Source organism: Corynebacterium sp. MSK006 (assembly GCF_030232385.1).
Lineage (GTDB): Bacteria > Actinomycetota > Actinomycetes > Mycobacteriales > Mycobacteriaceae > Corynebacterium > Corynebacterium frankenforstense_A.
Genome location: NZ_JASPJZ010000009.1, coordinates 81,964 through 95,837 on the forward strand (window position 1 = coordinate 81,964; position 13,874 = coordinate 95,837).

11 protein-coding genes, 2 tRNA genes and 1 pseudogene are annotated in these 13,874 nt (G+C 70.9%); 10 read left to right on the forward strand and 4 right to left on the reverse strand.

Annotated features, from left to right (window positions below; genetic code table 11):
* Positions 1-15: 15 nt before the first annotated feature.
* A complete protein-coding gene (locus QQA02_RS07000) occupies positions 16-603 on the reverse strand; it encodes a DUF6918 family protein (protein WP_284773747.1) in 588 nt (195 codons plus the stop codon).
* A 270-nt stretch (positions 604-873) separates the two neighbouring features.
* Here QQA02_RS07000 and QQA02_RS07005 point away from each other — a divergent pair, with 270 nt between their 5' ends.
* Positions 874-1,758, forward strand: a complete 885-nt coding sequence (locus tag QQA02_RS07005) for an alpha/beta fold hydrolase (protein WP_284773748.1) — start codon at positions 874-876, stop codon at positions 1,756-1,758.
* Positions 1,759-1,764: 6 nt separating this feature from the next.
* Here the strand turns inward: QQA02_RS07005 and QQA02_RS07010 are convergent, their stop codons facing one another.
* Both QQA02_RS07010 and QQA02_RS07015 read right to left on the reverse strand, forming a co-directional pair.
* Positions 1,765-2,025 carry a hypothetical protein gene (locus QQA02_RS07010; protein WP_284773749.1) on the reverse strand — a complete coding sequence of 87 codons (261 nt, stop codon included), beginning with the start codon at positions 2,023-2,025 and terminating at the stop codon, positions 1,765-1,767.
* A gap of 104 nt (positions 2,026-2,129) precedes the next feature.
* Complete coding sequence (locus QQA02_RS07015; RefSeq protein WP_075662929.1) at positions 2,130-2,330, reverse strand: CopG family transcriptional regulator; 201 nt, start codon at positions 2,328-2,330, stop codon at positions 2,130-2,132.
* Positions 2,331-2,434: 104 nt separating this feature from the next.
* On the opposite strand from QQA02_RS07015, the gene gyrA reads away from it, so the two are divergent.
* From gyrA to QQA02_RS07040, 5 genes and pseudogenes are all read left to right on the forward strand, one after another.
* Positions 2,435-5,038: a DNA gyrase subunit A gene (gene gyrA, locus QQA02_RS07020; RefSeq protein WP_284773750.1), complete on the forward strand. Its 2,604-nt coding sequence runs from the start codon at positions 2,435-2,437 to the stop codon at positions 5,036-5,038.
* Between the two features lie 143 nt (positions 5,039-5,181).
* The gene (locus QQA02_RS07025; protein WP_284773751.1) at positions 5,182-5,520 is read left to right on the forward strand and encodes a DUF3566 domain-containing protein; all 339 of its coding nucleotides are present in this window, start codon (positions 5,182-5,184) and stop codon (positions 5,518-5,520) included.
* A gap of 176 nt (positions 5,521-5,696) precedes the next feature.
* Positions 5,697-5,773: transfer RNA gene (locus QQA02_RS07030), tRNA-Ile, on the forward strand.
* 9 nt (positions 5,774-5,782) lie between these two features.
* Positions 5,783-5,855: transfer RNA gene (locus QQA02_RS07035), tRNA-Ala, on the forward strand.
* Between the two features lie 532 nt (positions 5,856-6,387).
* Positions 6,388-8,790 (forward strand): annotated as a pseudogene (locus QQA02_RS07040) (excinuclease ABC subunit UvrA).
* Between the two features lie 158 nt (positions 8,791-8,948).
* Here QQA02_RS07040 and QQA02_RS07045 read toward each other — a convergent pair.
* On the reverse strand, positions 8,949-9,767 hold the full coding sequence (locus QQA02_RS07045) for a VIT1/CCC1 transporter family protein (protein WP_284863822.1): 819 nt from the start codon (positions 9,765-9,767) through the stop codon (positions 8,949-8,951).
* 186 nt (positions 9,768-9,953) lie between these two features.
* Between QQA02_RS07045 and QQA02_RS07050 the strand changes: the two genes are divergently transcribed.
* The 4 genes from QQA02_RS07050 to QQA02_RS07065 are packed head-to-tail and all read left to right on the forward strand — an operon-like array spanning position 9,954 to position 13,625.
* Positions 9,954-11,036 (forward strand): ABC transporter ATP-binding protein, encoded by a 1,083-nt coding sequence (locus tag QQA02_RS07050; RefSeq protein WP_284863824.1) that lies wholly within the window; start codon positions 9,954-9,956, stop codon positions 11,034-11,036.
* Positions 11,033-11,803: an ABC transporter permease gene (locus QQA02_RS07055; protein WP_284773754.1), complete on the forward strand. Its 771-nt coding sequence runs from the start codon at positions 11,033-11,035 to the stop codon at positions 11,801-11,803. The genes QQA02_RS07050 and QQA02_RS07055 overlap by 4 nt, the downstream gene beginning before the upstream one ends.
* A complete protein-coding gene (locus tag QQA02_RS07060; RefSeq protein ID WP_284863826.1) occupies positions 11,743-13,017 on the forward strand; it encodes a sensor histidine kinase in 1,275 nt (424 codons plus the stop codon). Before QQA02_RS07055 ends, QQA02_RS07060 begins: the two co-directional genes overlap by 61 nt.
* Positions 13,014-13,625: a response regulator transcription factor gene (locus tag QQA02_RS07065; RefSeq protein ID WP_284773756.1), complete on the forward strand. Its 612-nt coding sequence runs from the start codon at positions 13,014-13,016 to the stop codon at positions 13,623-13,625. The genes QQA02_RS07060 and QQA02_RS07065 overlap by 4 nt, the downstream gene beginning before the upstream one ends.
* Positions 13,626-13,874 lie beyond the last annotated feature (249 nt).

Here is a 13,874-nt window from a genome sequence, read left to right on the forward strand (position 1 = left end):
GCTCAGCCCGGCGGCTCAGCTGTTGTCGGCGTGGCGCTGGATGATCCGGCCCAGCTCCGGCACCGCCGGCACGATAAACCCGTGGGCCCGGCCGCGAACGCCGCGGTAGATCGTCAGTAGCGCCGGGAAGTCCACCCGGTCCGCCCACGAGTCCGAGACCGCCAGAAACTGCTCAGCGGTGGTGTCACGGCGGGCGTCGAGGAACTCCGCGAAGTCCTGGCCGGTCTCCACGGAGCGGTTACCTGCGGTTATGTCTGCTTGCTTATCCCTATTGTTGGCTGCATCAACGGTGGCGTCGGGCCGCGAACCGGCGTCAGCCGTGTCAGCCTCCGCGCCTGGGTCGCCTCCCGAGGCATCCTCCCGCCCCGCGCAGAACTCCGTCCACTGCGGGGTCAGCGCCCCGAGGACGTCCGGGATCATCCGGTCGATCACCTTGACCACCACGTCGCGGTCGACGGCGCGCGCGGCCTTCATGGTCGTGCGCAGCGCGACCCCGCTGACGCCGGTGCGCGAGCGGATGGTCTCCTCGGCGAGTTCGCCGAGGTCCGCGACGAGCCCGGCGCGGTGCCGGCTCGCCAAAAGGTGCGCCAGCTCGTTCTGCATGAGCTCAACGTCCTTCCGCTCAAAGCTTGGTTGCGGCTCTTCCGCCACAGTCACCCGAGGACTCAATAGTCACATCAGTTAACTGCAACCACAACAGTCTCACACTGTACATGGCCGCCCGGTCGCCGCCCACCATACCGGCGCCGAAACCTCTTCACCCGCCGTCTTCCTGGACTTCTCCGCCCGCCCCGCCACCCCCGTGCTCGGGTGCGGAGCCCGGGCCCCGGAAAACCCCGCGGCGCACCCGCGCGCCCCGTACCATCAGCGACTGTGACGCACCATACTGAACCGATCATCGTCGACGCAGACATCCCCGACGGCTCCCGCACGCCGGTCAACGTCTTCCTCGGCGGCGACCGCCCCCTGGTGATGCTCTGGCCCGGCTTCGGCGTCGGCGCCACCTACTACCGCCCGATCGCCGCCGAACTCGCCGCGCGCGGCTTCCCCGCCGCCATCGGCGAGCTGCGCGGCCAGGGAGCGAGCACCGCCCGCGCCGGTCGCCGCGCCGACTGGGGCTACTTCGAGCTGGCCACTCAGGACTACCGCCTGGCCATCGAGGCCGCCAAGGCCGAACTCGGCCTCGATGAGTCCCACCCGACCGTGCTTCTCACCCACTCCCTCGGCGGACAGGTCGCCACCGCCTTTCTCGCGCTTGACGACGCCCCGCTGCTCGGCGTCGCCGGCCTCCTCGGCGTGGGCAGCGGCTCGCCGTACTTCCGCATCTTCGAGGGCAACACCCGCGTGCGCATCCGCGTCGGTGCCTCCCTCTTCGCGCTGGGCAACCGGCTCTTCGGCCACTGGCCGGGCGCGATGGCCGGCATCGACCCCGTCGGCTACGGCCGCCAGCCTGCCCGCCTCATGGCGGACTGGCGCCACCTCGCCCTGCACAACAGCTTCGAGAACGTCTTTAGCGGCCACGGCGTCCCCGACCACCGCACGGCCCTCTCCGGGGTGGAGGTCCCGGTGCTGTTCACCCGCTTCGAGAACGACGAGATGTGCCCGCTGGCCTCCTCGCAGGCCCTGGCCGGGCACCTGCCGAACGCGAAGGTCGCCTGCGAGGAGCTGCCCGGCCGGCTGGGCCACAACCGCTGGGCGCGCGAGCCGCAGATCGTCGCCGACCGCTTCGAGCGCTTCCTTTCCGACAACGGGATCTAGACCGATCTAACCGGCCGGCCGCTCGTTTCGCGCGGCCAGCACGTCGACGAGCACCGCGGCGAGCACCTCGTTGGCCGAGCGCGTCGGCGTCAGGGGAACGACCTTCCGGGTCAGCGCCGCGACCGCCCGGGCCTGCGCGTCGCCGTCGGCGTGCACGGGTGCGCCCGCCAGCCGCGGCGCCGTGGCCCCGGCCAGGGCGGCCAGCCCCGGGTAGTCGCGCACGCTCGCGCCGGTGGCCGCGCAGACCTCGTCGGCGACCAGCACCACCTGCTCAAAGCTCAGGCCGCGGATCCGCCGCAGCGCCCCGCCAGCCCGGCCATCCCCGCCCGCGGCGACAGCGGCACCGTCCTGAACTGCGCCTTCCGCCCCATTCACCGCAGCCGTTCCTCGGCTGCGGTGTACTCGCGCACGGACTCGCGCGCCAGTTGGACCACCGCGGCGTCGTCAAGCGTCCGCGCGGCGGCGGCGACGATGGCACGCACCGCCGCCTCCCTCTTGCTCGAACCCTGCGCGCGCGCCAGCAGCGCGAGCGCGCGGTCCTCCTCGGCCGAGAGCCGCAACGTCATCGCCATGGGGCAGACGGTACCACTGTGATACCGCACCGGTGCGGAAAATCGCTCACACGGCCCTGTGGCGCGTAAGATGGACTTGTTTAAGGCCTCAGAGAAAGGTGAGCATGAGCGACGACATTCTGAGTGGCGATCGCATCCATCCCATCGACATCAACGAGGAGATGGAGACCAGCTACATCGACTACGCCATGAGCGTGATCGTGGGCCGCGCGCTGCCCGAGGTGCGCGACGGCCTCAAGCCGGTGCACCGCCGTATCCTCTACGCGATGTTCGACTCCGGTTACCGCCCGGAGCGCGGCTACGTGAAGTCCGCGCGCCCGGTCTCGGACACCATGGGTCAGTTCCACCCGCACGGCGACATCGCCATCTACGACACCCTGGTGCGCCTCGCCCAGAGCTGGAACATGCGCTACCCGCTGGTAGACGGCCAGGGCAACTTCGGCTCGCCCGGCAACGACGGCCCGGCCGCCATGCGTTACACGGAGTGCAAGCTGACGCCGCTGGCCATGGAGATGGTCCGCGACATCCGCGAGAACACCGTCGACTTCTCCCCGAACTACGACGGCAAGACCTCCGAGCCGGACGTGCTGCCCTCGCGCGTGCCGAACCTGCTGATGAACGGCTCCGGCGGCATCGCCGTCGGCATGGCGACCAACATCCCGCCGCACAACCTCAACGAGCTGGCCGACGCCATCTACTGGCTGCTGGCCAACCCGGGTGCCGACGAGAAGACCGCGCTGGGCGCCTGCATGGAACGCGTCAAGGGCCCCGACTTCCCGACCGCCGGCCTCATCGTCGGCGACCAGGGCATCAAGGACGCCTACACCACCGGCCGCGGCTCGATCCGCATGCGCGGGGTGACCTCCATCGAGGAGGAGGGCAACCGCCAGATCATCGTGATCACCGAGCTGCCCTACCAGGTCAACCCGGACAACCTCATCTCCTCGATCGCCGAGCAGGTCACCAACGGCAAGCTCGCCGGCATCTCCAAGATCGAGGACGAGTCCTCCGACCGTGTGGGCATGCGCATCGTGATCACGCTGAAGCGCGACGCCGTGCCGCGCGTGGTGCTCAACAACCTCTACAAGCACTCGCAGCTGCAGACGAACTTCGGCGCCAACATGCTCTCGATCGTCGACGGGGTGCCGCGCACCCTGCGCCTCGACGAGATGCTGCGCTACTACGTCGCCCACCAGATCGAGGTCATCGTCCGGCGCACCCAGTTCCGCCTGGACAAGGCCGAGGAGCGCGCCCACATCCTGCGCGGCCTGGTCAAGGCCCTCGACGCCCTCGACGAGGTCATCGCCCTGATCCGCCGCTCCCAGACGGTGGACATCGCCCGGACGGGCCTGATGGAGCTCCTCGACGTCGACCAGGTGCAGGCCGACCACATCCTGGCCATGCAGCTGCGCCGCCTGGCCGCCCTGGAGCGCCAGAAGATCATCGACGAGTTGGCCGAGGTCGAGCGCGAGATCGCCGACCTGAAGGACATCCTGGCCAGCGAGGAGCGCCAGCGCCGCATCGTGCGCGAGGAGCTCGAGGAAATCGTCGAGAAGTACGGCGACGAGCGGCGTACCCAGATCGTCGCGGCCACCGGCGAGGTCTCCGAGGAGGACCTCATCGCCCGCGAGAACGTCGTGGCCACCATCACCTCCACCGGCTACGCCAAGCGCACCAAGGTCGACGCCTACCGCTCACAGAAGCGCGGCGGCAAGGGCGTGCGCGGCGCCGAGCTCAAGCAGGACGACGTCGTGCGCCACTTCTTCGTGTGCTCCACCCACGACTGGCTGCTGTTCTTCACCAACTTCGGCCGCGTCTACCGCCTCAAAGCCTACGAGCTGCCCGAGGCCGGCCGCGCCGCCCGCGGCCAGCACGTGGCCAACCTCCTGGAGTTCCAGCCTGAGGAGAAGATCGCCCAGGTCATCCAGATCCAGAGCTACGAGGACGCCCCGTACCTGGTCCTGGCCACCGCGCAGGGCCGCGTGAAGAAGTCCCGCCTGGCCGACTACGAGTCCAACCGCTCCGGCGGCCTGATCGCCATCAACCTCCACGAGGGCGACCGCCTGATCGGGGTGGCGCTCTGCGATGAGGAGGACGACCTGCTGCTGGTCTCCGAGGAGGGCCAGGCCATCCGCTTCACCGCCGACGACGAGCAGCTGCGCCCGATGGGCCGCGCGACCGCCGGCGTGAAGGGCATGCGCTTCCGCGGCGACGACCAGCTGCTGGCCATGTGCGTGGTCCGCGACGGCGAGTACCTGCTGGTGGCCACCTCCGGCGGCTACGGCAAGCGCACCTCGCTCGACGAGTACAGCGTGCAGGGCCGCGGCGGCCTCGGCGTGGTGACCTTCAAGTACACCCCGAAGCGCGGCAAGCTCATCGGCGCGCTGGCCGTCGACGAGGACGACGAGATCTTCGCGATCACGACCTCCGGCGGCGTCATCCGCACCGAGGTCAACCAGATCCGGCCCTCGCAGCGCGCCACCATGGGCGTGCGCCTGGTGGACCTGGACAAGAACGTCGAGCTCTTCGCCATCGACAAGAACGTCGAGCACGAGGGTGAGGAGACCGCCGAGGCCGTGGCCAAGGGCGACGTCGCCGGACCCGCCGACCGCCAGCAGGGCGATGAGCCCTCGCTGGAGGACATGCCCGGGGTAGAATCCGACGGCAGTGACGGCGCCTCCGACGACGCCGGGTCCGACAAGGACTAGGACACGGACCAGGCATGAGTCTGGGACTGGGCCTGGTCGCGCCAAGCCATGACCGGCCGCGCCGGTCCGGGAGCTGGATCCCGGGCCGTCGGCCGCCCCGACAAGCACGACAAGTTCGAGAAGCAAAGGACCGGTAACTGACCGTGGCACAGAAGGAAGTAGTGCTCACCCGGGTCTCGCCCATGTCCGCTTTCCGAGTCGCACTGGCCCTCTCGCTGGTCGCGCTCGTGGCGTGGCTGGTCTGCGTGACGATCCTCTACTTCGGCCTCGCCGCGGCCGGGGTCTGGGAGAACGTCAACTCCGTCATCGGCGGCATCGGCGGCGACGGGATCATCGGCTACGGCATGGTCATCAGCCTCTCCGCCCTGGGCGGGGCGGTGCTGGCCCTGCTGACCACCGCGCTGGCCCCCGTCGGCGCGCTGATCTACAACGCCGTGGTCGACCTCTTCGGCGGCCTCGTCGTCGAGGTCCAGGAGAACTAGGCTCCGGGAACCAGGCTCCGGCAGGTTTCTCCGGCAGGTTTCTCCGGCCAGGCCCCGCACCTTTGGGTGCGGGGTTTCTTTGTTGCCGACGTCGTGGGTGCCGCCGGTAAAAACGCAGGTGAGAAGGCGATTTGCCTTTTTCTCGGGGCGCTCTGTAAAGTGATTTCTCGTTCAACGGGCCTATAGCTCAGTCGGTTAGAGCGCATCGCTGATAACGATGAGGTCGCAAGTTCGATTCTTGCTAGGCCCACCAGAACACCTTGGGGCATTAGCTCAATTGGTAGAGCACCTGCTTTGCAAGCAGGAGGTCAGGAGTTCGATTCTCCTATGCTCCACGGTCAACCGGCACCGCCCGGGCCTTAGAGGCCTGGGCGGTGCCGTTTTTTGTGTGGGGTCGGTTGCCGGGCCATGGATCGGCCGGGGGAGCGGGGTCCCGGGGCCGGGGATCGGCCGTTTCAGGTGGGATCGGCCGGGCCGGACGGGGGATAACCGAGAAAATGTGTCATGGTAGCCACGGCACCCGCCGTTTCCCCAGGTCATTTTCGGGCCTCTCGGCTGCGATGACACGTTTTCCAGGTGGCCCCATTCCAATCCGCTCCAACCCGGCTTGAGCTGACCCGGCCGTGGGTATTCTGTTTCGGTTTGTGTGCGCGGCCGAGAACCGACCTGGGCAAACGCAGGGCCGGCCGGGACAGACCTACCCATTTTGCCCACGCCCACCCGGACCCACGCCTCACGGCCCAATGACCCAGTCCCCGAACCTCAGGACCCGGGGCCCCGAGCCCGCTCCGGGGGAAGCGGCGGATCCGGCTCGTAGCATGAAGCCATGAGCGAGAGTGCCGGAACCGCCGCAGAGGCGGACGAACGATGACAGAGACACGGACCCACGGCCCCGAACCCATCAGCGTGCGCGGCGCGCGCGTGCACAATCTGCGCGACGTCGACGTCCCGCTGCACCGGCTCGTCGGCGTAGCCGGCGTCTCGGGCTCCGGTAAGTCCTCGCTCGCGCTCGGCGTGCTCTACGCGGAGGGCTAGCGCCGCTACGTCGAGGCGCTGTCGACCTACACCCGCCGCCGGATGTCGCAGGCCACGCGCGCGGCGGTCGACTCCGTCGAGCACGTCCCCGCCGCCCTCGCCCTGCGCCAGCGCCCCGCGGTGCCCGGCATCCGCTCGACCTTCGGCACCTCGACCGAGCTACTCAACGTGCTGCGGCTGATGTTCTCGCGCCTGGCCACGCACGTCTGCCCGAACGGCCACCGCGTCGCGCCGACGATCGACGTCGCCGCCGAGACCGCCTTCACCTGCCCCGACTGCGGCGCCGAGGTGCGCGCGCCAGGCGCCGAGGAGCTGGCCTTCAACTCCGCCGGCGCGTGCCCCACCTGCGAGGGCACCGGCACCGTGCGTATGGTTGACGACGCCGCGCTGGTCCCCGACCCCGGCAAAAGCATCGACGATGGCGCGGTGGTGCCGTGGCAGATGTTCGGCTTCAACGTGCAGCCGGCCATCGCCCGCGAGTTCGGCGTACGCACCGACGTGCCGTGGTCCGAGCTGGACGAGCGCGAGCGCGACATCGTCCTCGACGGGCCCGAGGAGCTGCGGCGCGCGGACACCGAGAAGCGGCTCAAGCGGGTCAGCCGCTTCCTGCGCGAGGGCGTCTGCCCCGACTGCGGCGGCACCCGGCTGGCGCCGGCCGCGCCCGCGCCGCGGATCGGGGAGCTGAACCTGGCCGAGGTCACCGCCATGACCCTGGACGGGGTGCTCGAGTGGGCCGGTGGGGTGGCGGACACGGTGCCGGCCGAGATGCGCCCAATGGCCGAGGCCCTGGTGGAAACCCTGACCGGGATGGCGCGGCGCCTGGTCGAGCTCGGTCTGGGCTATCTCAGCCTGGACCGGGCGGGCTCCACGCTCTCGACCGGTGAGCGCCAGCGCGTGCAGCTCGCCCGCGCGGTGCGCAACCGCACCACCGGGGTGCTCTACGTGCTCGACGAGCCCTCGATCGGGCTGCACCCGGTCAACGTCGACGGGCTGCTCGGCGTGATGCGCGACCTGCTGGCCGACGGCAACTCGGTGGTCTTCGTCGACCACGACGTGCAGATCCTGCGCGAGGCCGATTGGCTCATCGAGATCGGCCCGGGCTCGGGCACCGAGGGCGGCAGCGTCATCGCCCAGGGAGAGCCGGAGCGGTTGCCGGAGTCCGCCGGCTCGCTTCTGGCGGGGTTCCTGGACGGGTCGGAGGACCCGGTGGTCCAGCCGGGTGCCGAGGCCGGGGAGGTCTTCGACCGCGGCGCGATCCGGCTCGAGACCGACGTGGTGCACACCGTGCATCCCCTCAACGTCGAGTTCCCGCTGGGCCGGCTCACCGCGATCGCCGGGGTGTCCGGCTCGGGCAAGAGCACGCTGCTGCTCGAGAGCCTGGTGCCGGCGCTGCAGGACCGCGCGGCCGCACCGGGGCACGTGCGCGCGCTTGAGGCGCCGGAGGGGATGAAGGTGCAGGTCGTCGACGCTACCCCGATCGGCCAGAACGTCCGCTCCACCGTGGCCACCTACAGCGGGGTCATGGACCAGCTGCGCAAGGCGTACGCGGCCACCGACACCGCGCGTGCGGCGGGTCTCTCGGCCTCCGACTTCTCCTACAACACCGGCTCGCTGGCCTGCCAGCGCTGCGAGGGCACCGGCCAGGTCACCCTCGACGTGCAGTTCCTGCCGGACGTGGAGATCACCTGCCCCGAGTGCGGCGGCGGCCGCTACCCGCCGGAGGCCGGGGTCCATCTGCGCGGCGGGATGTCGCTGCCGCAGCTGCTGCACTGCACGGTGCGCGAGGCCCTCGGGCACACCGCGGACCGGCCGACGGTGCACCGGAAGCTGGGCCGGCTCGAGGAGCTCGGCCTGGGCTACCTGACCCTGGGCGAGGCGACGCCGAGCCTGTCGGGCGGCGAGGCCCAGCGTCTCAAGCTGGTCAGCCAGATGCACCGCGATCAGAGCGACACCGTCTTCGTCCTCGACGAGCCCAGCGTCGGCCTGCACCCCCTCGACGTGCGGACCTTGGTCGGCGTGCTGCGCAAGCTCACCGACCGGGGTGCGACCGTCGTGGTCATCGAACACGACCTCGACCTGATCGCGAACGCCGACCACGTCATCGAGATGGGACCGGGCGGCGGCGCGGACGGCGGCCGGGTGATCGCCGCGGGCACCCCGGCCCAGGTCATGGCGGACGAGAAGTCCGTGACCGGGCCCTACCTGGCCCGCACGCTCGCGGCCCACGAGGGCTGAGGGGACGGCCCGCTGAGATCCGGTCCGGAGGTGGGTAGGAAAGCCCTGGAAAATGTGGACCGAGTTGCGGAGCCGCCGAATCTGACCTGGGGAAACAGCGGGCCACCGGAAAGTTGGTCCACATTTTCCGGCCCCACCCCGCAACCGCACCTCACCTCCTACTCGAACAGCAACCCCACTCCGTAGGTCGCCACGAGCGCCAGCGCTCCGCCGACGGTCACGCGCACCGCGGCCTTGGCGGGGTCCGCCCCGCCCAGCTTGGCGGCCAGCCCGCCGGTCGCAGCCAGTGCGGCCAGGGTGACCACGCCCGTGAGCACGATGCGCCCGGACTCGGGGCCGAGCAGGATCGCGGCCATCGGCACCAGCGCGCCGAGCAGGAAGGAGACGAAGGATGCCACACCCGCGGCCCACGGGCTGACCAGTTCGTTTTCCTCGATGCCCCAGTGCACGTCGAGGTGCGCGGCCAGCGGGTCGCGCGCGGTCAGCTCGGTGGCCACGGCACGCGCGGTGGCCGCGGACAGGCCGCGGCCGCGGTAGATGTCGACCAGCTCGCGGAACTCCTCGGCCGGCCGGGTGCGCAGGTCCTCGCGCTCCTCGTCGACCAGGGCGCGCTCGGTGTCGCGCTGGCTGGACACGGAGACGTACTCGCCGAGGGCCATCGAGATCGCGCCGCCGAGCACCGCGGCCGCACCGGCGGTGGCGATCCCGGTGGTGGATGCGCCGGCCGCGGCCACGCCGACGACCACCGCGGCTGTCGAGACGATGCCGTCGTTGGCGCCGAGCACACCCGCACGCAGGCGGTTGAGCTTCTCGTTCAGTCCGCTCGCGGCGTCCTCGGGGTGGCGTTCTGGCTCCTCGCCGGGAGGGGCGTCGGGGTCGTAGAAGAAGGGACACTCCCCGGTGTGCTCCGCGGGCTCGGCGGAGTCGGCGGGGGTGGTCCGGCAGGGCTTCTTGCGGGGGTCAGCTGTGGCGTTCATGACTCAATCATGCGTGCGAATTCACCCCCACGCAAGGGCGCATAGGCTGCCATAAGTGCAGGTGAGAGGGCATTTTGAGGCTAGGGTTCGGTAACTTGTCCCCCACCCCACCCATGACAAATGTCATGGCGGATTCATGACACTCCCGCCCTACACACACCCACCCGGCGGCGTTGACTGAGACTCATGGAAGCGCCAGCCCACCGAGCCGGGCCGCCTCCGCGCCCCGGCCGCGAGCCCGAAAACACCGCCAACACCGCCAACGCCGACACCACCCCGGTCATCCGGACCCGCGGCCTGCGCAAGGACTTCCCCACCGCCGGGCTCGGCGGCAAACGCGGCACCGTGCACGCCCTGCGCGGCGTCGACCTGGAGATCGGCCGCGGCGAGATCGTCGCCCTGCTCGGCCCCAACGGCTCGGGCAAGTCCACGCTCATCGACCAGATCCTGGGCCTGGCCGGCCCCACCGCGGGCCACGTCGAGGTCTTCGGCACCACCCCGCACAAGGCCGTCAGCGACGGCCGCGTCGGCGCCGCCTTGCAGACCGGTGGCCTGCTCGACGATCTCACGGTCGCCCAGACCGTGCGCATGCTCGCGACCACCTACGCCGAGCACCGCGACGTCGACAAGCTCCTGGAGTACGCCGACCTGACCAAACTCGCCGGCCGCCGAGTGCGCAAGCTCTCCGGCGGCGAACGCCAGCGCCTGCGGTTCGCGCTGACGATCCTCGCCGACCCGGACCTGATGATCCTCGACGAGCCGACCACCGGCATGGACACCACCGCGCGCCGCGACTTCTGGCGGCGCATGGAGGTGCTCGCGCGCGCCGGGCACACGATCCTGTTCGCCACCCACTACCTGGAGGAGGCCGAGCACTTCGCAGAGCGCACCGTGCTGCTGGCGCAGGGGAGGGTGATTGCCGACGCGCCGACGTCCGAGCTGCGCGACCTCACCGCGCGCCGCACCGTGTGCGTTGACGTGCCGCGCGGGGTCGCCGCCCGGATCGAGGGCGCCGAGATCGTCGCCGAGCCCGGCGGCGTCCGCCGCGCCGACGCGGCGGACGCAGACACCGCCACCGCCGACAACACAGACACCGTACGCGTGCGCGTGCACGCCGACGCCCCCGGCGCGGACCGCCTGGCGCTGCGCCTGCTCGGCGAGCTGGGCGGGCGCAACCTGACCGTCGAGCAGAACTCCCTGGAAGACACGTTCGTCGCCCTGACCGGTGCCGATGACGCCGCTGAAGATGAAGAGGAGAACCCGCGATGAGCAGCCCGATCAACCTGCGCTTCACCGGCTGGCAGGTCTACCGCACGCTCGCCGACGTGACCACCATGTTCTTCACGGTCGGCCTGCCGGTGGTCTTCTACCTCATCTTCGGTGCGTCGATGTCCTACGCCGAGATTCCCTTCCAGGACGGCAACGTCGCCGCCAGCGTCATGATCGGCATGGCACTCTACGGCGGTGTCTCGGGCGCGATCTCGGTGACCGGCCAGGTCCACCTCGAGTACTCCTCCGGCTGGGCCCGCCAGCTGGCGCTGACCCCGCTGACCACCGCCCAGGCGCTCTTCGCCCAGCTGTGCTGCGTGGTCACGGCGACGATCCTTCCCGTTGTCGCCGTCAACATCGCGGGCCTTCTCACCACGGTGGAGATGCCCGCCGACGAGTGGATCCTCGCCGCGCTGATCACCGTGGTGGTCTCGGTGCCCTTCGGCTTCTACGGCCTGGCGATCACTGCGGCCTGGGCCAGCCCCAACGCGATCTCGATCGCCACGACCAGCGTCGTCGTCCTCGCCTTCGCGGCGAACATGTTCATGCCCCTGACCGAGTCCCTGCTCAACTTCGCCCGGTTCACCCCGCTCTACGGGGCGACCGCACTGGCGCGCTGGCCGCTCACGGACGGCTGGCAGCTGCTGGCCGAGGAGCCCAACTTCGTGCAGCACGAACTGTGGTATGCGCTGGTAAATATAGGGGTATGGACGGCGATCTTCGTCGCGGCGTGGCTGATCCTGCGTCGCAGGATGACCCGCAGGTGACCGGCGACGGCACGCGCGCCCCGGGCGCCCGCGGCAAGCCGGCCGAGTGGCGCGCGGACTTCCGCGGCGGCGACAGCAGCTACGCCTCGGTCTGGCTGCTCCTGCTGCTCTTCCCGGTCTACCGTGGCTTCGTCGAGGGCCCGCTCACGGGTGTCGCGGCGCTCGTGGCCGTGGGAGCGTTCAGCGTGGTCTACGCCGCCGGCTTCGGGCTCGCTGACCGCCGCCCCCTCGGCTGGAGCAGGCCCGCGCGCTGCGGGATCTGGGTCGCGGCGATGCTGCTCTGCGCCGCGGCCGCCTGGCCGTTCGTCGGCGCCCTGGTCGTCTTCTTCACCCCGTATCTCTCGGTCTTCTGTGCCTTCCACCTGCGCCTCTCCCACTCGATCCTGGCCGTGGGCGCCATCATCGCCGCGGGCGTGGGCATCACCGCGCTCTACGGCGACGGCGCCGTCGAGGCCTTCTCGGGCACCACGATCATCGTCCCGGCCTTCCTGCTGCTGCTCGCCCAGGTCATCCAGCGCCAGGACCGCGCCGAGGAGCTCGCCCACGAGCTCGAGCTGACCCGCCAGCGCGAGACGATCGCGCTCGACGTCCATGACGTCCTGGGCCACACGCTCACCGTGGTCAACCTCAAGGCCGAGGTCGCCCGCCGCCTGATGGACACCGACCCCGAGCGCGCGCGTGCCGAGGTCGAGCAGGTCGCCGAGCTCTCGCGAACCGCGCTCGCCGAGGTCCGCCAGGCCGTCACCCGCACCCGCCGTCCCGACCTGGCCGGCGAGCTGGCCGCCGCGCGCCGGGCCCTGGAGACCGCCGGCGTCGAGACCGAGATCACCGCCGTCGACGAGGCCCCGCCCTTCGCCGCGGCCGTGGTACGTGAGGCCGTCACCAACGTCGTGCGCCACGCGCACGCGAGCCACTGCCGCATCACCGTCACACCCCGTGGCGTCGTGGTGCTTGACGACGGTCGCGGCATGGGCGACGCCGCCGTGGGCGACGGCGAGGGGCTCGCAGGGCTCGCCCGGCGCGTGGAGGCGATGGGTGGCACCTTCACCGTCGCCGACGGCGAGGCGGGCGGCACCGAAGTCAGTGCGCTGCTGCCGGCGCCGAAGCAGCCGGACGCCGCGGATGCGCCGGATGCGCAGCACCCGCGCGGGGGCCGGCAGGACGCGGACCGTCAGGATGCGCGGCGCGTCGGGCAGCCGGGGCCGCCGGCGTGATCCCGATCCTCATCGCCGACGACCAGGACCTCGTGCGCGGCGCCCTGGCCGCCCTGCTGAACACCGAGCGTGACATCGAGGTCGTCGCCGAGTGTGGCCGCGGCGACGAGGTCGTCGACGCCGTGCGGGCGGCGGACCCGCGCCCGCGGGTGGCGCTGATCGACATCGAGATGCCCGGCGGCGGCGGGATCGCCGCGGCCGCGGCCCTGCACGAGGCCGACCTGGGCTGCCGCTCGCTGATCGTGACCACCTTCGGCCGGCCCGGCTACCTGCGTCAGGCGCTGGCGGCCGGGGTCAGCGGCTTCCTGGTCAAGGACACCCCGCCCGAGCAGCTGGCCGAGGCGGTGCGCCGGGTGGACTCCGGGCTGCGGGTGGTCGACCACACCCTGGCCGAGGAGTCGTTGTTCACCCCGGAGTGCCCGCTGACTCCGCGGGAGCTGGAGATCGTGCGCGCGGCCCGCGACGGCGCCTCGGTCCGCGAGATCGCCGCGCGGGTCCACCTGAGCCCGGGCACGGTGCGCAACCATCTGTCGGCGGTGATCGGCAAGACGGGCACCGCCAACCGGCACGCGGCGGTGCGCCACGCTGAGGAGGCCGGCTGGCTGTAGCCGGCGCGCCGGCGCGCCGCCGGCCGCCGGTGCCCTCGGCCGCGACCGCTCGCGCGCCGCCGCGCGGAAACCTCCTCGCGCAGCCCGGAAATTGTCCCGATATCGCCGCTGTTCGGGGCCGCTGTATCGATAAAGGCTTTCGATTTCGGTTTGCTTACCCGCTCTGACCTGGTCTTATGATTGCCAGATGAACTCTGCAAGGTTTGGCTCCACTGGCCGCGCGGCCCGGTCCGCCACCGGCCCCCGACC